The sequence below is a fragment of the Bradyrhizobium sp. BR 10261 genome (genome assembly GCF_019455395.1).
In the GTDB taxonomy this organism is placed as follows: Bacteria; Pseudomonadota; Alphaproteobacteria; order Rhizobiales; family Xanthobacteraceae; genus Bradyrhizobium; species Bradyrhizobium manausense.
The window spans coordinates 1-22,176 of sequence record NZ_JACOFQ010000056.1 but is presented as its reverse complement, the minus strand read 5'-3'; the positions used below and the strand labels follow the sequence as shown (position 1 = coordinate 22,176).

20 protein-coding genes and 1 tRNA gene are annotated in these 22,176 nt (G+C 64.8%); 4 read left to right on the top strand and 17 right to left on the bottom strand.

Annotated elements, in window-relative coordinates:
- On the top strand, positions 1–321 hold a 321-nt coding region (locus HYH07_RS35765), incomplete at its 5' end, for a MaoC family dehydratase (RefSeq protein ID WP_220006848.1).
- 6 nt (positions 322–327) lie between these two features.
- Here HYH07_RS35765 and fabI read toward each other — a convergent pair.
- The 7 genes from fabI to dusB form a co-directional block, all read right to left on the bottom strand.
- Positions 328–1,116: an enoyl-ACP reductase FabI gene (gene fabI, locus HYH07_RS35760; RefSeq protein ID WP_220006847.1), complete on the bottom strand. Its 789-nt coding sequence runs from the start codon at positions 1,114–1,116 to the stop codon at positions 328–330.
- On the bottom strand, positions 1,113–2,327 hold the full coding sequence (locus tag HYH07_RS35755; protein ID WP_220006846.1) for an acetate/propionate family kinase: 1,215 nt from the start codon (positions 2,325–2,327) through the stop codon (positions 1,113–1,115). The genes fabI and HYH07_RS35755 overlap by 4 nt, the downstream gene beginning before the upstream one ends.
- Positions 2,328–2,332: 5 nt before the next feature.
- A complete protein-coding gene (locus tag HYH07_RS35750; protein ID WP_220006851.1) occupies positions 2,333–3,292 on the bottom strand; it encodes a phosphate acetyltransferase in 960 nt (319 codons plus the stop codon).
- Positions 3,293–3,321: 29 nt separating this feature from the next.
- Positions 3,322–5,544 (bottom strand): DUF3141 domain-containing protein, encoded by a 2,223-nt coding sequence (locus tag HYH07_RS35745; RefSeq protein ID WP_220006845.1) that lies wholly within the window; start codon positions 5,542–5,544, stop codon positions 3,322–3,324.
- Between the two features lie 516 nt (positions 5,545–6,060).
- On the bottom strand, positions 6,061–7,503 hold the full coding sequence (gene ntrC, locus HYH07_RS35740; RefSeq protein ID WP_220006844.1) for a nitrogen regulation protein NR(I): 1,443 nt from the start codon (positions 7,501–7,503) through the stop codon (positions 6,061–6,063).
- 9 nt (positions 7,504–7,512) lie between these two features.
- The gene (locus tag HYH07_RS35735; protein WP_220006843.1) at positions 7,513–8,682 is read right to left on the bottom strand and encodes a nitrogen regulation protein NR(II); all 1,170 of its coding nucleotides are present in this window, start codon (positions 8,680–8,682) and stop codon (positions 7,513–7,515) included.
- Complete coding sequence (dusB, locus tag HYH07_RS35730; RefSeq protein ID WP_220006850.1) at positions 8,679–9,680, bottom strand: tRNA dihydrouridine synthase DusB; 1,002 nt, start codon at positions 9,678–9,680, stop codon at positions 8,679–8,681. Before dusB ends, HYH07_RS35735 begins: the two co-directional genes overlap by 4 nt.
- Positions 9,681–9,961: 281 nt before the next feature.
- On the opposite strand from dusB, the gene HYH07_RS35725 reads away from it, so the two are divergent.
- Both HYH07_RS35725 and HYH07_RS35720 read left to right on the top strand, forming a co-directional pair.
- A complete protein-coding gene (locus tag HYH07_RS35725) occupies positions 9,962–11,158 on the top strand; it encodes a bifunctional 2-C-methyl-D-erythritol 4-phosphate cytidylyltransferase/2-C-methyl-D-erythritol 2,4-cyclodiphosphate synthase (protein WP_220006842.1) in 1,197 nt (398 codons plus the stop codon).
- Positions 11,159–11,162: 4 nt separating this feature from the next.
- On the top strand, positions 11,163–11,771 hold the full coding sequence (locus tag HYH07_RS35720; protein WP_220006841.1) for a CinA family protein: 609 nt from the start codon (positions 11,163–11,165) through the stop codon (positions 11,769–11,771).
- A gap of 168 nt (positions 11,772–11,939) precedes the next feature.
- On the opposite strand, the gene HYH07_RS35715 is transcribed toward HYH07_RS35720, so the two are convergent.
- Complete coding sequence (locus HYH07_RS35715) at positions 11,940–12,422, bottom strand: type II toxin-antitoxin system RatA family toxin (RefSeq protein ID WP_220006840.1); 483 nt, start codon at positions 12,420–12,422, stop codon at positions 11,940–11,942.
- 6 nt (positions 12,423–12,428) lie between these two features.
- On the bottom strand, positions 12,429–13,385 hold the full coding sequence (gene lipA / locus HYH07_RS35710; protein ID WP_220006839.1) for a lipoyl synthase: 957 nt from the start codon (positions 13,383–13,385) through the stop codon (positions 12,429–12,431).
- A 130-nt stretch (positions 13,386–13,515) separates the two neighbouring features.
- Here lipA and HYH07_RS35705 point away from each other — a divergent pair, with 130 nt between their 5' ends.
- A complete protein-coding gene (locus HYH07_RS35705) occupies positions 13,516–14,118 on the top strand; it encodes a DNA-3-methyladenine glycosylase (protein WP_220006838.1) in 603 nt (200 codons plus the stop codon).
- Between the two features lie 93 nt (positions 14,119–14,211).
- Here the strand turns inward: HYH07_RS35705 and HYH07_RS35700 are convergent, their stop codons facing one another.
- The 8 genes from HYH07_RS35700 to HYH07_RS35665 all read right to left on the bottom strand — a co-directional run.
- The gene (locus tag HYH07_RS35700) at positions 14,212–17,088 is read right to left on the bottom strand and encodes a valine--tRNA ligase (RefSeq protein WP_220006837.1); all 2,877 of its coding nucleotides are present in this window, start codon (positions 17,086–17,088) and stop codon (positions 14,212–14,214) included.
- A gap of 144 nt (positions 17,089–17,232) precedes the next feature.
- Entirely contained in the window at positions 17,233–18,000 is a 768-nt protein-coding gene (locus HYH07_RS35695; RefSeq protein WP_220006836.1) for a PopZ family protein, read from the bottom strand.
- 303 nt (positions 18,001–18,303) lie between these two features.
- Complete coding sequence (locus HYH07_RS35690) at positions 18,304–19,695, bottom strand: TolC family outer membrane protein (protein ID WP_220006849.1); 1,392 nt, start codon at positions 19,693–19,695, stop codon at positions 18,304–18,306.
- Positions 19,696–19,900: 205 nt separating this feature from the next.
- Positions 19,901–20,563 carry a protein-L-isoaspartate O-methyltransferase gene (locus HYH07_RS35685; protein WP_220006835.1) on the bottom strand — a complete coding sequence of 221 codons (663 nt, stop codon included), beginning with the start codon at positions 20,561–20,563 and terminating at the stop codon, positions 19,901–19,903.
- Between the two features lie 138 nt (positions 20,564–20,701).
- Entirely contained in the window at positions 20,702–20,881 is a 180-nt protein-coding gene (locus HYH07_RS35680) for a hypothetical protein (RefSeq protein ID WP_220006834.1), read from the bottom strand.
- 214 nt (positions 20,882–21,095) lie between these two features.
- A tRNA-Asn gene (locus tag HYH07_RS35675) sits at positions 21,096–21,170 on the bottom strand.
- 145 nt (positions 21,171–21,315) lie between these two features.
- The gene (locus HYH07_RS35670; protein WP_220006833.1) at positions 21,316–21,684 is read right to left on the bottom strand and encodes a hypothetical protein; all 369 of its coding nucleotides are present in this window, start codon (positions 21,682–21,684) and stop codon (positions 21,316–21,318) included.
- Positions 21,685–21,893: 209 nt separating this feature from the next.
- Positions 21,894–22,176 (bottom strand): flotillin domain-containing protein (locus tag HYH07_RS35665; RefSeq protein ID WP_283842868.1); only part of this gene is annotated, 283 nt, incomplete at its 5' end.

Genomic DNA, 22,176 nt, shown 5'->3' with positions numbered 1-22,176 from the left:
GATCAGGAGCGCGCGGCTAAGGAAATGCCCGGCGGCAAGACCATCGCCCACGGCCTGCTCTCGCTGGCGCTCGCGCCCCTCTTCATCCGTTCCGTGATCGGCCTGAAAGGCTTGCGCAACACGCTGAATTACGGCGCCGATCGCATCCGCTATCTGGCACCGGTTCCGGCCGGCTCAAAGCTGCGCGGCCGCGTCACCGTTGCGGAAGCCGAGGACGTGCCGCCGGACGGCCTGCGCGTCAACTATCACCTCGTCATTGAGATCGAGGGCGGCAAGAGGCCCGCCTGCGTCGCCGAGCTCATCGCCTTGCATTATCGTTGAGCGCGTTCAGTCGATGATGTGATAGCCGCCATCGATATAGAGCACACCGCCGGTGATCAGCTTGGCGCCGTCGAGCGCTAGGAAAGCGGTGGCATTGCCGACATCGTCGATGCTGACGAGGCTGCGCGACGGCGCCTTTGACTGCGCCTTGTCCATCAGCTCGTCGAATTCAGGGATGCCGGAGGCAGCACGGGTCGCCAGCGGTCCCGGCGAGATGGCGTGAACGCGGATGCCCTTCGGACCGAGCTCGGCCGCGATGTAGCGGACGGAGGCTTCGAGCGCGGCTTTCGCGACGCCCATCACGTTGTAATTCTCCACCACCATCTGGCTGCCGTAATAGGTCATGGTGAACAGCGTGCCGCCGTTCTTCATCAAGGGTTCGGCGAGATGGGCCATCCGCATGAACGACCAGCACGAGACGTCCATGGTCTTGAGGAAGCCGTCGCGACCGACGTCGACGACGCGGCCATGCAGCGCCTCCTTGGGCGAGAAGGCAATGGAATGGAGCAGGAAATCGAGCTGACCCCACTCGGTCGCGATGCGCTCGAACACCGCCTCGGTCTGGCCCTCGGCCATCACGTCCATCGGCATGAAGATCGGCGCCTCCAGCGCCTGGGCCAGCGGCTCGACATGTTTCTTGGCGCGGTCGTTCAAATAAGTCACGGCGAGATCCGCACCGAGCGCGCGGAACGCTCGCGCGCATCCCCAGGCGATCGACTGGTCGTTGGCGATGCCGACGATCAGCCCCTTCTTGCCCTTGAGGGCCACCTTGCTGTCCGGAAATACGGGGATCATGACACCCTCTCAGATCTTGTGTTGTGCGATTGGCCGGTCATCAGCAGCGACAGCGTGTGCTGGGCGATCATCAGCTCCTCGTCGGTCGGAACGACATAGACGGGAATGCGGCTGTCGGCATGGGAGATGAGGCGCGCATGGCGGGCATTCTCGCCTGCATCGAGCACTGCGCCCAGCCATTCGAGCCTGGCCGCAACGCGCGCGCGGATCGATGCGGAGTTCTCGCCGATACCGGCGGTGAACACAAAGGCATCGAGCCCTTGCAGCGCCGCAGCCAGCATTCCTGTGTTGAGGGCGATGCGGTAGACGAAATAGTCGATCGCGAGCCTTGCTTGCGGATCGTTGCTGGCCTCCAGCTCGCGCATGTCGTTGCTGATGCCGGAAAGGCCCTTCAGGCCACACTCGCGGTAGAGGAAATCCTGCACTTTCGCGGCCGGCATGCCCTTCTCGGAGATCAGATAAAGCAGCACGCCGGGATCGATCTGTCCGGGTCGCGTTCCCATCGGCAGGCCGTCCAGTGCCGTGAAGCCCATGGTGCTCTCGACGCTGCGGCCGTCCTTGAGCGCGCACATCGAGGCGCCGCTGCCGAGATGGGCGACGATCACGCGCTGCTTCGCGATCGCGGGCGCGAGGTTCGGCAGCGTTCGGGCAATGTACTCGTAGGACAGACCGTGGAATCCGTAGCGCCTGACGCCTTCGGCGTGAAGCTGATGCGGAATGGCATAGTGATCGGCGACGGCATCATGGTTGCGGTGAAAGGCGGTGTCGAAGCACGCCACCTGCGGCAGCTGCGGGAAATTCGTCAACAACGAGCGGATCGGTGCGAGATTGTGCGGCTGGTGCAGCGGCGCCAGGGAAACAAATCGTTCGAGACGGGACACGACGCCATGGTCGATCAGAACAGGCCTTGAATAGTCCGGGCCGCCATGCACGACGCGGTGACCGACCGCGATGGGCGTGACCTGGAGCTCGTTGCGCAGCCAGTCTCCGGCAACGGCCATTGCCGAGGGAACATCGGGCACGGCCTCGATCGGATAGGCGCGATCGGCCAGGGACTGCCCGCCGGCGTCGCCGGCGCGCAGGCGCGGCCGGCTGCCGATGCCGTCCATCTGCCCCTTGATCTGCCGGCGCAGCGTGGCCTCGCCTTCGATCGAGTAGACCTGAAACTTGACACTTGAGGAGCCGGCATTGACGACGAGGATCGTGTCCATGGCGGTCACGCGGCGACTGTCGGCGCGTGCTGGCGCCGGGCTGATGCGTAAAGCGCTGCGACCGCGCAGGACGCCATGCGCGCGCGCGGCGAGTCCGCGCGCGAGGTCAGTACGACCGGCACCCGTGCGCCCAGCACGATGCCGGCGCCATCGGCCTTGGCGAAATAAGCGAGGTTCTTGGCCAGCATGTTGCCGGCTTCGAGGTCCGGAACCATCAGGATCTGGGCTCGTCCCGCGACCTCGGAGACGATGCCCTTGATCCGCGCCGCCTCCGGGTCGATGGCGTTGTCGAATGCCAGCGGGCCGTCGAGCATGCCGCCGGTGATCTGGCCGCGATCGGCCATCTTGCAGAGCGCCGCGGCCTCGATCGTGGACGGGATCTTCGAGGTGACCGTTTCGACTGCCGACAGGATTGCAACCCGCGGCGTCTTGCCGAAGCCGGCCTGGGTGTAGAGATCGATCGCGTTCTGGATGATGTCGCGCTTGGCGTCGAGATCGGGGAAGATGTTGATCGCGGCATCGGTCACGAAAATCGTCTCGGCGTAGGCAGGCACGTCCATGACGAAAACATGGCTGATGCGCCTGTCGGTGCGCAGGCCGCCCGTCTTCGCCGTGACGGCGCGCATCAGCTCGTCCGTATGCAGGCTGCCCTTCATCAGCAGCTCGCCCCTGGCGGCATGGATCAGCTCGACACCCTTGGTCGCCGCATCCTCGCTGTGCGCGGCGTCGGCGATCTCGAATCCGGACACGTCGAGGTCGAATTTTGCGGCCGTGTCCCTGATCTTCTTCTCGGGCCCGACCAGGATCGGCCGGATGATGCCAGCGCTGGCGCTGTCGACGGCACCGCGGAGCGAGGTCTCGTCGCAGGGGTGCACGACGATTGTCGGTGTCGCCGGCACCGCCTGCGCCGCCGCGATCAGCCGCTCGTACTTGCTGCCGGTCTTGTGCATCGTATCGGCCGACATCATGTCGCTCCCGTTTCCGCCAATCCGCGCTACGACGCCCGTGCTTGCGAGTCGAAAGGGGCGACGTTCGACATTGTCTCGCCCTCCCCGTCGAGGCCAAACAGCCCGGCAACACGGCTCAAGCGATTGGCGCGCTCGCCCGTGATCTCCTCGCTCGCCGACAACACCTCGCGCATCGCCGCGAAGGCCGCGCGCCGCTGGTTCATATCGGCGGGCAACAGGCTTGGGATGGCCGCCAACGCGCCCTCCCGGTCCAGCAGCAGCATGAAGAACTGCTCGCGCACCAGCATCTTGAATTCGGACAGCGTCATCCGGGGGCCGGCATGGTCGCGCCTGACCTGACGCAGCGCCTCGATGCTGCGCTCGTCCACCATGCCGCGCGCGGAGCCGACATAGAGCAGCGCGCGGATGGAGGCTTCTCGGAGACCGCCCTCGCCGATCTTCGCCTTCAATTCCGCAATGCGCTTCGCGAGCATGGCGCGATGCTCGTCCGACATCTCGCGGCGGCGTGATGGTACGGAATTGGGATCGATGCCGACCGCGGCCTGGAGCGCGGGTGAGCCGTAGACAGTGAGGAAGATGGTCTCGCTGAGCGCCTCCTGGGTGTCGCGCCAGCTATCGAGCGCGTGCACGATCTGCTTCGAGATCTGCTCCTGGAAGGCCAGGAACGGATTGTCCTTCGACACCGGCCGGCGCTTCTCCTCGACACGATCGGCGACCGCTTTCACCGTGGACATCCAGGGATTCTGGCTGCTGAACGCCTCGTACTGCATCCGCAGCGGATGCATGTTGCGCGCCCAATCCGCCACCTGCGGCGTCACCATCTTCTTGACCCAGGGCTGCACGAATTTCTGATAGGCCGCGAGATTGAGCTCGGAGACGCGCTTGGCGGCCGCGAACCGCCGCTCGTCCTCGGGGGAATTGCCGCCCATCGCCCTGATGTCGTCGAGCGTTCGTGCCTCGCAGCGCATCACCCATTGCCCGGCCGCAAGATCGGCATTGAGCGTCTCGTCGCCCCTCGCCTCGAACGTCGCCTCGTAAAGCCCGGGCGGCAGCACGTCGATCAGGTCGATATTGCTGGAGAACTCGGCGTGCTCCTTCTTGGCGACGCCGCCGGAGACGAAAATGCCGAGATGGCCGATGCTGTCGTGAACGGTGTAGACGATGGTCTGGCCATAGGCCCTGATCTCGTCGACATCGGCATAACAATCGAGGATCCAGTCCAGCGCCTGCTGCGGCGGGGTGACGTTGTCGCCCTTGGAGCAGAACACCACGATCGGCGAACGGATGTTGCGCAGATCGACCTTCTGGCCATCGGACATCTCGATGCGGCCGGCCGCGAGATTGTTGCCGATGAAGAGCTCATCGACGATGAACTGGATCTCTTCCGCATTGAGGTTGACGTGGCCTCCCCACCAGCGCTCGAAATCGAGATAGCGCTCGGCCTCGGTATCGACCTTGGAATAGACGTTGTATTGCTTGGTCCAGAGCGTGTTCGAGGGGTTCTGGTTCTCGAAATTCTGCACCAGCCAGGCGCCGTCGAACTTGCCGGCGCCAAGATCGCTGGCGAGCGCGGTGAGCCAGCTTCCGCCCAACAGGCCACCCGAATAGCGCATTGGATATTTGCCGTGGACGCCTGCCCAATAAGCGAGCGGCGCGCCGGCAATGATCAGCGGACCGAACAGTTCCGGCCGCAGCGATGCCAGGATCATGACCGCCCAGCCGGCCTGACAATTGCCGATGACGCAGGGCTTGCCGTCGGCCTCGGGGTGACGGCTGATGACAGTTTCAAGAAACTTCGCTTCCGCCCGCGCGATGCGCTCGATCGTCTGGCCCGGCATGGGTTCGGGCAGGAACCCGATGAAATAACAGGGATGCCCGGCCTTCATCGCGACGCCGATCTCGCTGTCCGCCTTGAAGCCGCCGATGCCGGGGCCATGGCCTGCGCGCGGATCGACCACGACGAATGGTCGCCGGGTCATGTCGATCGTGACATCCTTGGGCGGGATGATGCGCACCAGTGCGTAATTGACGGGCTCGTCCAGCGTGCGGCCGTCGGTGATTAATTCGGCAGCATATTGCAGCACATGCGGTGCCGTTTGCGCGACGTGCTCGCGATACTGGTCGCCGCGCTGGCGCATGATGTCCAGGAACAGCACGCTGCGCTGGCCGGCATCGACCAGATATTCCACGGCCGAGGCGACCAGCCCTGACATGGGACCATCAGGCAGCTTCAAATTTTCCATTGCCATGTTCGACCTCGTCGTGGTGCGAGGTCATTCAAGGCGAGCCGCCACCGGCTCACGTTGACATAGGTCAACGGTAGACGGCCCCGCGCGCGCCGCCGCTACGCGGAACCCTGTGAGGAAGAGGCAAGAAGACCGAGGTCGAGGGCGGGAACGGATTGCAGCCCTTCCGGCTTAACCGGAATGGACAGATTCTTTCTCGCAACGATGGTTTCCGCGGTGTTGCTGCTGATCGTGGCCTCTGACCTCCTGGTCAACGGGCCAAGCAGGCAGGACCCGACCGTGGAGATGGCCAATATCCAGCCAGTCGCAGCGCGCCTGCTCAGATAGGTGCGAGGCTGCGTCCTGCGACGGCATGACGACAATTCGAATGTTCTAGCGGAACATATCAGCCCTATCAGGACTTCTGTCCTCCGCGCCTGCCACGAACCGCCAGCGCGATCCGGACAGGCTCAGCTCCCCTGTGGTAGGGGGAGCTGAGCCACCGCCTGCGCAAATACGATCAGCGTTTGTCGCGTGGGGCTAGCCCCCGCTCCTGTACACCTGGATATCGAGATCCCGGATCTTCTTCCGCAGCGTGTTGCGGTTGAGGCCGAGCAGATCGGCGGCGCGGATCTGGTTGCCGCGGGTCGCGGCGAGCGCGGCCGTGAGCAGCGGCACCTCGATCTCCTTGAGGATGCGGTGATAGAGGCCGGGCGGCGGCACGCCGTTCGGGAAGCCCTGGAAGTGCGATGAGAGATAGGCTTCCACCGCGCCGCCAAGATTGTCGACACCTTGCTGGACCGCGGCCCCCGGACTGACCGAAGGCGGCGCCAGCTCGCCGTCGATGACGGACGCCGTGATCACGTCCTGCGGATAGAGCGCGGCAAGGCGACGGGCGAGGTTCTCCAGCTCGCGCACGTTTCCAGGCCAGCGGTGCTGCTTCATCCGTTCCAGCGCCAGCGCATCGAGCTTCTTCGGCGGCAAGCCGTCCTTCTCGGCCAGCGCGAAAAAGTGACGCACGAGATCCGGAAGATCTTCGATGCGCTCGCGCAGGGGCGGCAGCCGCAGCGGCACGACGTTGAGGCGGAAGAACAGGTCCTCGCGGAACAGACCCTGCTGGATCAAGACGCGCAGATCCTTGTTGGAGGCCGCAACGATGCGCACATCGGTCTTGATCGGGGTGCGGCCGCCCACCGTGGTGTATTCGCCCTGCTGCAGCACGCGCAGCAGGCGGGTCTGCGCCTCCATCGGCATGTCGCCGATCTCGTCGAGGAACAGCGTGCCGCCCTCGGCCTGCTCGAAGCGGCCGGACGCCCGCGTGTTGGCACCGGTGAAGGCGCCGCGCTCATGGCCGAACAGCTCGGATTCGATGAGGTCGCGCGGGATCGCCGCCATGTTGACCGCGACGAACGGGCCGTTGCGGCGCTTGCCGTAATCGTGCAGCGCGCGCGCCACCAGCTCCTTGCCGGTGCCGGACTCGCCCGTGATCATCACGGTGAGGTCGGTCTGCATCAGACGCGCGAGCACGCGGTAGATTTCCTGCATTGCCGGCGAGCGGCCGACCAGCGGGATCGCCTCCATCTCTGCGTCATCGTCAGCTGTTGCGATGCGTTCCTTCGGCTCGGCGAGCGCGCGGCCGACGATGGCAATCAGCTCCTTCAGGTCGAAGGGCTTTGGCAGATATTCATACGCGCCGCGCTCCGAGGCGCGGATCGCCGTCATGAACGTGTTTTGCGCGCTCATGACGATGACGGGCAAATTCGGCCGCATCTTCTTGATCCGCGGCAACAGGTCGAAGGCGTTTTCGTCCGGCATCACCACGTCGGTGATGACGAGATCGCCCTCCCCCTGGCTGACCCAGCGCCACAGCGTGGCGGCGTTGCCGGTCAGCCTGACTTCATACCCGGCCCGGGAAAGTGCCTGGTTGAGAACCGTGCGGATGGCGGTGTCGTCATCAGCGACGAGAATGCTACCTGCGGGCATTGTTAATCCTCATTTTGCCCCCTGTGATGCAGACGACGACTTCCCGGCAGAGCCGTCGCGACTGCTGTGATCTGTGTGTTTGACCGATGTCGAGTACATCGGCATCAGCACGCGGAAGGTGGTCTTGCGCGGCTGAGACTCGCATTCGATGATGCCCCCGTGATCGCCGACGATCTTGGCGACCAGAGCAAGACCGAGGCCAGAGCCAGTCTGCTTGGTGGTCACGAACGGGTCGAACAAATTGGGCAGAAGATCGTCCGGCACGCCCGGTCCATTGTCCCGCACGCAGAATTCGAGCGGCAGGGAGACCCGGGATTTTTGGCCGGGGACTGACAGGCGCACGCCGGGGCGGAACGCGGTGGTAAGCTGGATCTCGGCGTCGGGGACGTCGATCAAGGCTTCCGCGGCATTCTTCACCAGATTGAGGAACACCTGGATCAGCTGGTCCTGGTTGGCCAGCACCGGGGGGAGCGAAGGATCATAGTCCTCGATGAGGCGGATGTTGCGGGCAAAGCCCGACTGCGCCAGCCGCTTCACGTGATCGAGCACGGAATGGATGTTGACGGGACCGCGCACCACGGGGCGCTCGTCGCCGAACACTTCCATGCGGTCGACCAGGGTGACGATGCGGTCGGCCTCGTCGCAGATCAGGCGGGTCAACATGCGGTCTTCGGAGGATGCCTGCTGCTCCAGGAGCTGTGCCGCGCCTCGGATGCCGGAGAGCGGATTCTTGATTTCATGCGCGAGCATGGCTGCTAGCGCTATCACCGAGCGCGCAGCGCTGCGATGGGTGAGCTGGCGGTCCATCTTGTCGGCGATGGAGCGCTCCTGGAGCATCACGACGATATGGCCGGGCCGCTCGGTGAGCGGGGCGACATGCAGATCGACCTGGCGATCGCCGCCCATGCGCGGCGTGCCCAGATCGACCTTGTATTCGTTGACCGGCGAGTTCGACGACCGCACCTGGTCGATCAGCGCCAGCAAGGGGCTGCCGAACGGCACCAGCTCTTTCAGTGACTGCCGCTTCAGGAACTGGGTCGAGATATCGAAGAAGGCTTCGGTCGCAATATTGGCGGCGACGATCTTGCCGTCCGGCCCGATCAACAGCACGGGATTGGGCAAGGCATCGAGGATCGCCTCGCTGTCGGCCGGTTTGCGATGGTCCGCGGCTGAGCTCATGCAGCAGCGCTCCATGCAAAATCGTCGAAGGCATCCTGTAGCGATCGGTGGACCACGCCCGGATCCTCGGACGTCAAAATCTTCTGGCGCCAGGCCTTCAGCGTCGGGGCCGGCGCGCCGCTGGCTTCGGCCGCGACATCGAGCGCCCAGCCGAGATGTTTGCGCGCATGCTTGAGCCCGACGCGCAGGCCATAGAGTGCGCAGACGCCCTCATAAAGCGTGCGGACATAATGCAGCTGCGTCGCGAGCGAGGGCGTGGCTTCAGCCGCCCCACCCTTCAATCGTCGGCCGATTTCGCCGGGCAGCCAGGGCTGGCCGTTGGCGCCGCGACCGATCATCACGGCATCGGCGCCGGAGACCTCGAGCGCCGCGAGGGCCTTGTCGTAAGAGGTGATGTCGCCATTGACGACGAGCGGAATCGAGATGGCCTCGCGCACCGCGCGGATCGCATCCCAATCGGCCTCGCCCTTGTAGAACTGGCAACGGGTGCGGCCGTGAACGGTGACGAGCCTGACGCCCGCGGCCTCCGCGCGCCGCGCCAGCTCCGGCGCGTTGCGGGTGCGATCGTCCCAGCCGAGCCGCATCTTCAGGGTCACCGGCACTTTCACCGCTGATATCGTCGCTTCGATCAGGCCGACGGCGTGATCGAGATCGCGCATCAGGGCCGAGCCTGATTGGCCGCCGGTGACGTGGCGGGCCGGACAGCCCATGTTGATATCGATGATGTCGGCGCCCTCGGCCTCGGCAATCCGGGCGCCCTCCGCCATCCAATGCGCCTCGCAGCCGGCGAGCTGGACCACATGGGGCCCAACCCCGGTCGCTTCGCAGCGCAACCGCGACATCCGGTGACCATTGGCAAGCTCGTCACTGGCCGTCATTTCGGAGACGACCAGGCCGGCCCCCAGCTCGGCGGCCAGACGGCGGACGGGTGAGTCCGTCACTCCCGACATCGGTGCCAGGAAGACCGGATTGGCGATTTCAATATCGCCTATTTTCAACGGCTTAGAGCCTGATACTGCCGAGCCGGTCACGGGGGTCTCGTTGCCTGGGCAGCGCCTCATCGCGGCTGCCATGATCTATCTTGCGCACAATTCTTGTGCAGTCAAGCGTCATGCCTACAGTTTAGACAGTTCTGCAGATCTTTCAAGTGCAGTGCAGCAAAATGCTGAATCCCACAATCCCGGGAAACCCCCTTTTTTTGCGGGCCTGCCGTGCTAGAGGCATGCCGGAATCACCTCACTCCCGACTCCTCCCTTTAGCAGTTGAATATTTGGGTCCTATGGCGAAATCACAGCGCACCGCAGTCGTTCTCGTCGCGGCCGGACGTGGCCTGCGCGCCGGCGCCGGTGGCCCCAAGCAATATCGAGAGATCGGCGGCGTGCCCGTGATCCACCGCGCCATGGAGGCGTTCAGCACCCATCCCGAAATATCAGCCGTGCAGCCGGTGGTGAATCCCGATGACAGCGCCATGTTCACGGCGGCGGTCGCAGGCCTCAAGCACGAGGCACCGGCCAATGGCGGCGCGACGCGCCAGGCTTCGGTGCTGGCGGGTCTCGAAGCGCTGGCGCAGCACAAGCCCGACATCGTCCTGATTCATGACGCCGCGCGTCCGTTCGTCTCGGCGGGCGTGATCTCGCGCGCGATCGAGGCGGCCAGCCGCACCGGCGCGGCCATCCCCGTCGTCCCCGTCACCGATACCATCAAGGTCACGAGCGCTGACGGCGATGTCGAGGACACGCCGGACCGCGCGCGTTTGCGAATCGCGCAGACGCCGCAATCCTTTCGTTTCGATGTCATCCTCGAGGCGCATCGTCGCGCGGCCAAGGACGGACGATCTGATTTCACCGATGATGCCGCGATCGCCGAATGGGCGGGATTGACGGTTGCGACCTTTGAAGGCGATGTTGCCAATATGAAGCTCACCACTCCCGAAGATTTTGTGCGCGAGGAAGCGCGCCTGGCCAGCCTGCTCGGTGATATCAGGACCGGCACGGGCTACGACGTGCACGCCTTCGGCGAAGGCGACCATCTCATGCTCTGCGGCGTGCGCGTGCCACACACGAAGGGTTTTCTCGCTCATTCCGACGGTGACGTCGGCCTGCATGCCCTCGTCGATGCGATCCTCGGCGCGCTCGCCGATGGCGACATTGGTTCGCACTTCCCGCCGAGCGATGCGAAGTGGAAGGGCGCCTCCTCCGACCAGTTCCTGAAATACGCCATCGAGCGCGTCACCGCGCGCGGCGGCCGTATCGCCAATCTCGAGGTCACCATGATCTGCGAGCGACCGAAGATCGGCCCGCTGCGCGATACCATGCGCGCCCGCATCGCCGAGATCTCCGGCGTCGACATCTCCCGCGTCGCGGTGAAGGCAACCACCAGCGAGCGGCTCGGCTTCACCGGCCGCGAGGAAGGCATCGCGGCCACCGCGAGCGCCACCATCCGTCTTCCGTTTAACGAAAAGACTTGGAGCGCGTAAGATCATGGGAGGCAGCGACGCACGCGCCCTCTCCCGCTCGCTGCTCGATTTGTGCCGGATGCGCAAGCTGACGATCGCGACCGCCGAGTCCTGTACCGGCGGCCTCGTCGCCGGCGCGCTCACCGACATCCCCGGCTCCTCCGACGTCATTGACCGCGGCTTCATCACCTATTCCAACGACGCCAAGCGCGCGATGCTGGGCGTCGAGGCCAGCACGCTTGCCAATTTCGGCGCGGTCAGCAAGGAGACCGCGACCGCAATGGCAGTCGGTGCGCTTGAACGCGCGGACGTCGATCTTGCCGTTGCGATCACCGGAATCGCGGGTCCCGGCGGCGCCACGCCGGGCAAGCCGGTCGGCCTCGTGCATTTCGCCGCTGCCGCGCGCGACGGCCGCATCATCCATCGCGAGCAGCGCTTCGGCGCGATCGGCCGCACCGCGGTGCGCCAGCGTTCAGTGGTCGAGGCCCTGCGCATGCTGATGGAGCTCGCCCGCGGCCCGCAAGCCACGGCCAAGCCGCAACGCGCCGCCGCGAGCCGCCTGCGTCCCCGCGTGACGCGCACGCCGCGCCGGCATGCGGCAAAGCGCAGGCCGCCACGATCACCGCGGGGCTGAACGTTCTCGACGTTTCGTAAGGTAGGTTAGCCTCGCGGCTGCGCGAAGCGCGGACCGTGAGGCGTAACCCACCACTTCTGTCTCCGCGGATGTCAAAGAGGTGGGTTACGCTGACGCTATTTGGAGAGGGAGCCCATCATTGCAATGAGGACGGAGAGAGCGGGCGTTCTACGACGACGCCAGCTTCGGCCGGCCGTAGATCGCATCCGCCCTTTTTTCGAATGCGGTTGAAAACCGCGCAAACGCGGCGTCGAACATCGAGCCCATCAGCATCGCCAGCATGCGGCTCTTGAATTCATAGGCGAGGAAGAAGCCGACGTCGCAGAATTCATTGCCGTCCTGCTGGCCCTTCGGCTCGAAGGTCCAGCGGTTTTCCAGATTACTGAACGGCCCTTGCAGATATTCGACCAGGATTTTCAGATTGGCGCGGTCGAGCGTCACGCGGCTGGTGAAGGATTCCTTGACCAGCTTGAACGACACCGTCATGTCGGCGACCAGCACCTCGGTGCCGTCAGGCTTGGCCATGCGCTGGCGGATCTTCAGTGCGCTGCACAGGGGCACGAATTCCGGGTAACGCTCGACGTCGGCGACCAGATCAAACATCTCGGATGCGCTGTGATTGACACGGCGCTTGCTCGAAAATCGGGGCATATCGGTTCAGCGCGCGGTCGCAGCCCGCGCGGCCTTCAGTCTCGCAAAGTCCTCGCCGGCGTGATGCGACGAGCGGGTCAGCGGGCTCGCCGACACCATCAGGAAGCCCTTGGTATAGGCGACCTTTTCGTAAGAGCTGAACTCGTCGGGCGGCACGTAGCGCATCACGGCGTGATGCTTGCGGGTCGGCTGGAGATATTGCCCGATGGTCAGGAAATCGACGTCGGCCGAGCGCAGATCGTCCATCACCTGCTGCACCTCGTGGCGCTCCTCGCCGAGGCCGACCATGATGCCGGACTTGGTGAAGATGGCGGGATCGAGCTCCTTGACCCGCTGCAGCAGCCGGATCGAGTGGAAATAGCGCGCACCCGGCCGCACCGTGAGATAGCGCGACGGCACGGTCTCGAGATTGTGGTTGAAGACGTCGGGCCGCGCGGCAACGACGACTTCGAGCGCCCCCTCCTTGCGCAGGAAGTCCGGCGTCAGGATCTCGATCGTCGTCGAGGGACAGGCAGCACGGATTGCGCGGATAGTCTGGGCAAAGTGCTCGGCGCCGCCGTCGGCGAGATCGTCGCGGTCGACGGAGGTGATGACCACGTGGGCGAGACCCAGCTTGGCGACGGCCTCGGCGACGTTCTGCGGCTCGGCCGCATCCAGCGCATTGGGCAGGCCGGTCTTGACGTTGCAGAAGGCGCAGGCCCGGGTGCAGGTGTCACCCATGATCATGAAGGTCGCGTGCTTCTTGTCCCAGCACTCGCCGATGTTCGGGCAGCCCGCCTCCTCGCACACCGTGTGCAGACCGTTGGCGCGCACGATATTGCGGGTGTCGGCATAGCCCCGGGTGTTGGGCGCGCGCACGCGGATCCAGTCCGGCTTCGGCGGCGAAGCGGAATCGGGACGATTCACCTTTTCGGGGTGGCGCGGGCGCAGCGGGTTCGTGATGGTATCGACAATAACGACCATGATCTGTCCGGTCTGTTCAGGTCCTACCTAGTCGGTCTGGCTGCCTGCCGCAACCCGGCTCGCGCCGCTTCAGGGAACATGGCAGATATGGGCAATATCCTGCTCTGTTCTCATGCGATTCTCACCTCGAATGGCTCCAGTCTCGAAGTCCTCCACACCCCGGCTCGGCAAGGCCCTGAAGCGCAGCTTTTTCGACCGCGACGTCCGCGAGGTCGCGTCCGACCTGATCGGGGCGACCATGCTGGTCGACGGCGTCGGCGGGATCATCGTCGAGGTCGAGGCCTATCATCATACCGAGCCGGCGGCACATTCCTACAATGGCCCGACCCCGCGGAACCAGATCATGTTCGGTCCGCCCGGCTTTGCCTATGTCTATCGCTCCTACGGCATCCACTGGTGCGTCAACTTCGTCTGCGAGGCGGAAGGCTCGGCTTCCGCCGTGCTGATCCGCGCGCTGGAGCCGACGCATGGTTTGGCTGCGATGCGTCGCCGCCGCCATCTCCAGGAGGTGCACGCGCTGTGCTCGGGCCCAGGCAAACTGACCGAGGCCCTCGGCATCACCATCGCGCACAACGCCCTGCCCCTGGACCGGCCGCCGATCGCGCTGCATGCACGGACGGAGGATGTCGAGGTCGCAACCGGCATCCGGATCGGCATCACCAAGGCTGTCGAGCTGCCCTGGCGCTATGGCGTCAGGGGCTCGAAATTCCTCAGCAAGCCGTTCCCGAAGTAACTGTCATTCCGGGGCGGCTCGCAGAGCCGAACTACGGTGCGCAATTGCGCACCAGAGTTCGATGCTGCGCATCGCTCCGGAATGACAACGAAGTCACGAGGCCTGCTTCAGCCGCTCCAGCGCCTCGAGCAGCTTGGCCTTGCGGGCCAGCGCCGCCTCGCGCTTTTCGCGCTCTTCCTCGACGACCTCCTCGGCCGCGTTGGCAACGAATTTTTCGTTGGCGAGCTTGGACTCGGCACGCTTGATGTCGGCGTCCGCCTTGCCGATTTCCTTGTCGAGACGGGTCCGTTCGGCGGCGAAATCGACCACGCCCTTCAGCGGCAGCGCCGCCACCTCGCCGCGCACGAGGAGCTGAACCGCGCCGTCCGGCGCGCGATCGGCGAAGGAAATGTCAGACAGCCGTGCCATACGCTTGATGACATCGGTCCAGCGCGGCGCGCGTTCCCTGGTCTCGGCCGAGGCGCCCGCGAGCACCAGAGCAGTGAGCGTCGCCGGTGCGATGTTCATCTCGGCGCGGACCGAGCGGATCTGCGTGATCAGGTCGATGACCCAGCCGATCTCCGCTTCCGCCTTGGGATCGGTGAAGTCGGCATGGTCGAAGATCGGCATCACGAATGCCGGCGAGACCAGCGGATCGGTCGACCCGGCCGCCGCTGCCAGAATCGCCAATTGCTCCGGCGAGGGAGCGGCTGGCTCCAGCGGCCACTCCGCAAGCGCCAGCAGGCCCTCGCGCTTGGCCGTCACCTCCCAAAGTTCTTCGGTGATGAAGGGCATGAAAGGGTGCAGCAGCTTCAGAATCTCGTCGCGCGCCCAGGCGACCATGGCGCGGGTCTCATTCCTGGCCGGGCTATCGGGACCGAGCAGCACGGGTTTTGCGAGCTCGACATACCAGTCGCAATAGACGTTCCAGACGAAGCGGTAGATGCTGCCTGCGGCGTCGTTGAAGCGATAGGCTTCAATGGCCTCGGTCACCTCGCGTGTGGTGTGCGCGGTCTCATGCGCGATCCAGCGATTCAGCGTTTCCTTGGCCTTGGCCGGCTCGAACCCTTCAGGCACGGCGCAATGGTTCATCTCGGCGAAGCGCGAAGCGTTCCAGAGCTTGGTCGCGAAATTGCGATAGCCCTCCACGCGGCTGGTGGCGAGCTTGATGTCGCGCCCCTGCGCCGCCATCGCAGCCAGCGTGAAGCGCAGCGCGTCCGCACCATATTCGTCGATCAGGTTGAGCGGATCGATGACATTGCCCTTCGACTTCGACATCTTGGCGCCCTTCTCGTCGCGGACGAGCGCGTGGATGTAGATCGTCGAGAACGGGATCTCCTTCATGAAGTGAAGGCCCATCATCATCATCCGGGCGACCCAGAAGAAGATGATGTCGAAGCCGGTCACCAGCGCGTTGGTCGGGTAGTAGCGCTGCACCTCGGGTGCGTCCTCGGGCCAGCCGAGCGTCGAGAACGGCCACAGCGCCGAGGAGAACCAGGTATCGAGCACGTCCTCATCGCGCGTGATGAAGCCCTCGCGCTTGTTGCGGTCGAGCGCCATCTCGCGGCCCTGCTCGGCCGTGATCACCTCCTGCTCGACGTAATAGCCGAGCGCGTGGCTGACCGCCTCCTCCTCGGTCTCCGCGACGAACACCTTGCCGTCGGGGCCGTACCAGGCCGGGATCTGATGGCCCCACCAGAGCTGGCGCGAGATGCACCAGGGCTGGATGTTCTCCATCCACTCGTAATAGGTCTTTTCCCAGTTCTTCGGCACGAAGGTCGTCTCGCCCGACCGCACCGCCGCGATTGCGGGTTTTGCCAGCGTCTTGGCGTCGACATACCACTGGTCGGTGAGATAAGGCTCGATCACGCTGCCCGACCGATCGCCGTGCGGGACCATGTGGGTGTGAGGCTCGATGCGTTCGACAAAGCCGAACGATTCCAGCCGCTCGACAATGCGCTTGCGCGCCACGAAGCGGTCGACCTTGTTGAACTCCTCGGCGAATTGCGTGGCGCCTTCCGGCAGGCCCTTCAGATAGTCCTCGTTGTCGACGAGGTCGAGGCAGCCTTCCTTGTCCAGCACGCTGATGCGGCGCAGGCCGTGGCGATTGCCGACCTCGAAATCGTTGAAGTCGTGCGCCGGCGTCACCTTCACGGCGCCCGAGCCCTTTTCCGGAGCGGAATATTCGTCGGCGACGATCTTGATCTTGCGACCGACCAGCGGCAGGACCACGTTCCTGCCGATCAGCTTCTGATAGCGCTCGTCCTCGGGATGCACGGCCACGCCGGTGTCGCCGAGCATGGTCTCAGGCCGCGTCGTGGCAACCACGATGAAGGTCGAGCGATCCTCCGGGTCGAAGGTCTTGCCCTCGATCGGATAGCGCAGATACCAGAGGTGACCCTTCACCTCGGTCTGCTGCACTTCGAGATCGGAGATCGCCGTGAGCAGTTTGGTGTCCCAGTTCACCAGCCGCTTGTCCTTGTAGATCAGGCCTTCGCGGTGCAGCTCCACGAACACCTTGATGACGGCCTTGGACAGGCCCTCGTCCATGGTGAAGCGCTCACGCGACCAGTCGCAGGAGGCGCCGAGGCGCTTGAGCTGGTTGATGATGGTGTCGCCGCTCTCGGCCTTCCACTGCCAGACCCGCTCCAGAAACTTCTCGCGACCCATCTCGCGGCGACCGGGCTGCTGGCGCTCCATCAGCTGGCGCTCGACCACCATCTGGGTGGCGATGCCGGCATGGTCGGTGCCGGGCTGCCACAGCACGTCGCGGCCGCGCATGCGCTCGAAGCGGCACAGAATGTCCTGGAGCGTGTTGTTGAGGGCGTGGCCCATGTGCAGCGAGCCCGTCACGTTCGGCGGCGGGATCACGATGGTAAAGGGCACCGCGTCGCGGCGGTCGGGACGGCCGGCCTTGAAGGCAAGGCTGTCCTCCCACACCACGGACATGCGGGCTTCGATATCGGCGGGCTGGTAATTTTTCTCGATCATGGGGCTGCTAGAAAGCCGCGCGCGGGGCTCAAGTCAACGGAAAGCTCAGCGGCAAAAGGGCTTTCCGGCCCGTTCGGAAGCCCGAATATAGCGCTCAAGCGGGGCTTAATCAGGGCTTGGCTTGGATGAGCCTGGCTTGGGCCCTCAGCGGCCGCCGCGCGAGACCCGCTCGATTTCAGCCTTGACGATGCGTTCGACCAGGCCCGGCAGATTGTCGTCGAGCCAGGATTTCAGCATCGGACGCAGCATCTCCTTGACCAGATCCTCCAGCGTCCGCGCATTGCTGCTGAGCACCGTGTGGGCCAGGGAGTTGAAGGCGGATTCGACCGCCGAGACGGTCGACTGGGCCAGAATCGGCTGCTGCGGCGGCAACGGCGGCGCGTCGAAATCGACCGGCGCGTAGGACGGCGGAGGAGTCGGACGCGGCGGCGGCGCCTCGGCGAATTCGAGATCGTCGCGCGGATCGACCTTGCGGAAGCTTGGCGGCGACGGCGCCGGTGTCGGCGCGGGATCCATCGCCATCTCGTCGGTCAGCTCGAGCACGTCGGGCTCGGGCTCCGGTTCGGGCTCGGGTTCAGGAGCCCGCACTTCGGGCGCAGGCGTGGCCTCGTCGAGCCCTGCCAGCAGTGCGTCGATATCGTCCTGGCTGTTGGGGCCGGCATCGGCGGCGGGCGCGGGCGGCGGAGGTGGCGCGGGCTTGGCAGCCGGCGGCGGCGCGGGCTTTTCGGCAGCAGGCTTTGCAGGAGCGATCTTGGATGGAGGAATGTCAGCCATCGGCTTTGCTGCAGGCGCAGGTGCAGGCTTTGCAGCCTCTGCGGGCGGCGGCTTCGCCTCGTCATCGGCAATGATGCGCCGGATCGAGGCCAGAATCTCCTCCATGGAGGGTTCTGTGACCTTTGCAGGCTGCGTCATCTCCGACTCCACATCATCAACGCCCTCGCATGCGTTGTTTTACACCAAGCACGACGGCATTGGCCGGTTCCGGATGCGTCGTCCGGCATTTTCGTCGCGACAGCCAGACTTGTCCCCAGATCACGACTCAACATGAGGCGGCGCGCCCCTGCCCCGTCACTCAAGCACCACGCACGCAACATCGGATGCGGGCCGAATCGACCCGCAGCATCTTGGCAAGGCTATGTCAGGGATTTTGACGATTGCAAGCAAGGCACCGGTCGGTCCCGGCAGTTTGCGAGGCCGACCGGAGAACTACGGCAATCAGCGTCCGTCAGGCGTGCGCACGCCGACCCAGCTGTCGCGGACCTGCTGGTAGTGCACGCTCGGATCGTAGACGGTGGTGTTGAGGCCGAGCACCTGCGGTGCAAGGCGGCCAACGGCGGCGAGCACGTTGTAGGATGCGACGACCCGATCGTGCTGTGCGGTGACCAGCGCGACGCGCGCATTGACCAGCGCCTGCTGGGCGTTGAGGACGTCGAGGGTGGTGCGCTGACCGGCCTTGGCTTCCTCGCGCACACCGTTCAGCGCGATCTCCGACGCGGTGACCTGCGCCTGCGCGGACTGCACCTGCGCCTTGCCGGCCTGCAAAGCCCCCCAGAACTGCACCACGTTGGCGCGAACAGTGTCGCGAGTCTTTTCGAGGTTCAGGCGTTGCTGCGCCAGGTTTTCCTTCGATTGGCGGATCAGCGAATATTCTGCGCCGCCCTGAAAGATCGGCACGGAGGCCGTCGCGATGGCTGACGCGGTACTCGTTCGGAAGACCGTCAGCTGCTGCTGGTAGGCCGTGCTGGCAGTCGCCGCGACCGTGACCGTCGGCAGCAATGCGCCTTCGTTGATCTTGACCTGGAGATAGTTGACGTCGATGCCGTACATCGCAGCCGTGACGTCGGGATGTTGGATCAGGCTGAGCTCGACGGCCGAGGCGAGCGATGGCGGCAGGAACCGGTCGACCGGCGAGCCCGGCGCCAGATTCGTCGGCTCGTTGCCGATGATCCGGCGGAAATTCGCGCGCGTCGTCGTGAGCGTCGATTCCGCGGTCAGCGCTTGAGTCTTGCCGGCAGCCAGCTGCGCTTCGGACTGCGCGACGTCGGTGCGTGTGACTTCGCCCACGTTGAAGCGATCACGCGTCTGCTTCAGCGTCTGTTCGAGTACGCGCACGTTGCTGCGCTGGACTTCCAATGTCGCGGAGTCGCGCAGATAGTCCATATAGATCGTAGCTGCACTCAGAAGCACGGATTGGTCCATGCTGCGCAGTGCTTCGCGCGTACCGGAGACCTGGCTCTCCGCCGCGCGCGTCCTGTTGGCGGTCTGGTTGCCATTGTAGAGCGTCTGGCTGACGCTCACGCTGGCGGCGTTGGGCTGAAGCGGCGGGTCGCTATGGATCGCGAGGCCTTTCTGCGTCGGCTGGACGTCCTGGTATTGATAACCGCTGCTGAGGCTCAAATTGACCTTGGGGCGATAGCCGGACAGGGCCTGAGGCACGCCTTCGTCGGTCGAGCGCACCTGCGCACGCTGTGCGTTGAGCTGCGGATTGTTCTGATAGGCGCGCACGAGCGCAGCCTCGATCGTATCCGCCAATGCAGGCACCGGCCCGGCAAGCGCCATCAGCAGGACCGAAACCGCTGCTCCGGTGAAAAGCTTCACCCCATGCATCCCTGAAATTCCGTTCATTCTCACGCCAGGCTCGTGCCCGCGAGCCTGGTTACCGTATCCAAGTGGAGTCGTTGCCCCGCCGCAACATAAGACGCGGTCAAGCGCGACGGAACTACCTCCCGGTGGTTCTCAGTGGAAACTCTTCACGTGCAGCATCCCGGCCACACTTCTGATTCAGAACGGGATTTTAACGGGGTTTCGGTCGTCAGAAGACGAAGGCAGGGGCCCGTTCCAGGCCGGGCAGCACCGGGGCAGCCGCGTCGAACAGCGGCCGGTAGCCGAACTCGCCGTGCGAGCGGGTCACGATCATGGCCCGAGAGGGCCTGGATTCGGCCGAGACCCCCACCAGGCGTCCGCCTTCCTTGAGCTGGCCGAACAGGCCGTCCGGCGTCACCTCGGTGGCGCCGTTGAGGACGATCACGTCATAGGGCGCGCCGGCCGGGTCGCCCTCGGCGCAGGCGGCAGCCTTGCAGACCACATTGGTGAGCCCGAGCCCGGCGAAGGCGTCCTTGGCTTTGGCCACCAGAGCCGAATCGCTTTCCGTGGCCGTAACCTGACGCGCGAGCTTCGCGGTCAGCGCCGCGAGATAGCCGGTCGCGCAGCCGACCACCAGTACGCTGTCGCCCTCGCCGATCTCGGCGGCCTGGAGCAGCTTGCCGGTGAGCTGCGGCTTGATCAGGAAGCGCTTGGCGCCGCTCTCGCTGACATCGAGGTCGAGGTCGAGATAGGCCAGAGCCTGCCGGCCCGCCGGCACGAAGGCCTCGCGGGGAACCGTGAGCATGGCATCGAGAATGCGGCGATCGGTGACGTCATTGGTGCGCACCTGGCCATCGACCATTTTTTGGCGCGCGGTCGAGAAACCGGACATTTGCGGACCCTGCAAGGCGGACGATGCCGCGAAAGATGAATTGGCGGCATCTTTGGAACAGGCTCCGCGAAAACGCAACACGTCCGTTGGCCGGTCAGCCAACGGCTGCGCAATGTCGGCGCATAGAGGTGCGAAGGCTTATTCGATCGCGACCGCCAGACGGCCAATCAGGGCCGCCACTTCGTCCAGCCGCGCCGAATTGGGGGCCTCGACCGCGCGAGCGAGACAGGCAAGGCACTGATCGTCGCTCAATTCAGGGATATCAGCCGGGAGAATCGAGGGGGCCTGGTCGGCACGGCCGATCTGGATGTCGGGCATGGGAATCAGCTCCGTAAGAGTCCGGCCCAACCAAGCTCAATGTGAATTAAGTCGATTTGGTGCCGTCTGCGTTACGGTGTGCGTCTCGACGTACACATCCGCTTGAACACGATTCTGCGGGGCATGGCCGTGTGACGGGGTTGAGAGACCAATCGAGCAAGATCGCGCGCCACATCAATACGCGCCTGCAAATTATTGAGAGTAAAGCGGAATTTGGCTCCCCGGGCTGGATTCGAACCAGCGACCATCCGATTAACAGTCGGATGCTCTACCGCTGAGCTACCGAGGAAAACGGCGAACCGTTCGTTCGCGCGGGCTGCGTATAACAAAGCCGATTGCGCTTGCAAAGGACGAATTCGTCATCATCCGCAAAGCATCGAGGTAGGGCCGATCGAGCCCCTCCCCGGGGCTGTTAGGCCTTGGGTCAGGCCGAATTACTCGGCGACGAACGAGGTGGTCTTGGTGCCGGGGTCATAGCGCAGCCGCAGCGCCGTAAACTTGCAGAGGTTGACGTTCTTCCACAGGACCGACTCGTCATAGTTCTGCCAGTCGACGCGGATGTTCCAGACGCACCCCTCATCGTCATCGTCGAACTCGACATAGGTGCTCGCCTGGTTCTGCAAAACCTTGTCAAGTTCGTTGTCCCACTCGTCCAGGCCATCGTCAGGGGCATTGAAGCCGAGGAATTTGATGGCGTAGCCGGTCTCGTTGACGACAGTGACGTTGCGGGCATCGGCGGCAAGGGCTGCCGTGGCAGCGACAGACAGGCCAACGGCGATCAGCCCGGAGAGAAAATACTTCATATGAAATCCCCGATCGAAACAGGCCTCAGCGTCTGACGTCGATCGGCGCAGGCGCCGCGGCAACAAATGGCGTTGCCTCGAGAAGCTCGTCCGGAGCGCAGTCGAAGGGTTCAACACGCAATCGAACCGCGCTCCGGAGCCGTGCGCGACGCGAGACGCGCACGGGGAGTTCTTATCGTTCCGATTTGTCAGCAGCAATGAACCGGCATTCATAGATCGGCGGAGTTTGTTTTCTCCGGCGCAGGCACCGCCGCCGGCGTACCGGCCGCACCATTGGCCTTGCCGGTCACGGCGCCGACCAGCGCCTTCACGGGATCATCGCCGGGCGCAAAGCCGCTCTGGCGCAGGATCTCGTCGATCATCGGTCGCAGCGCGTGCACCTTGAGCAGCTCGCCGGCGAGCCCCTCGCCGAAGCCGACGCCGCCGCCCACAGCCCCGTTGCCATTGCCACCGAACGCGCCGCCGGTGTGCAGGATGCGGACGTCCTTGAGG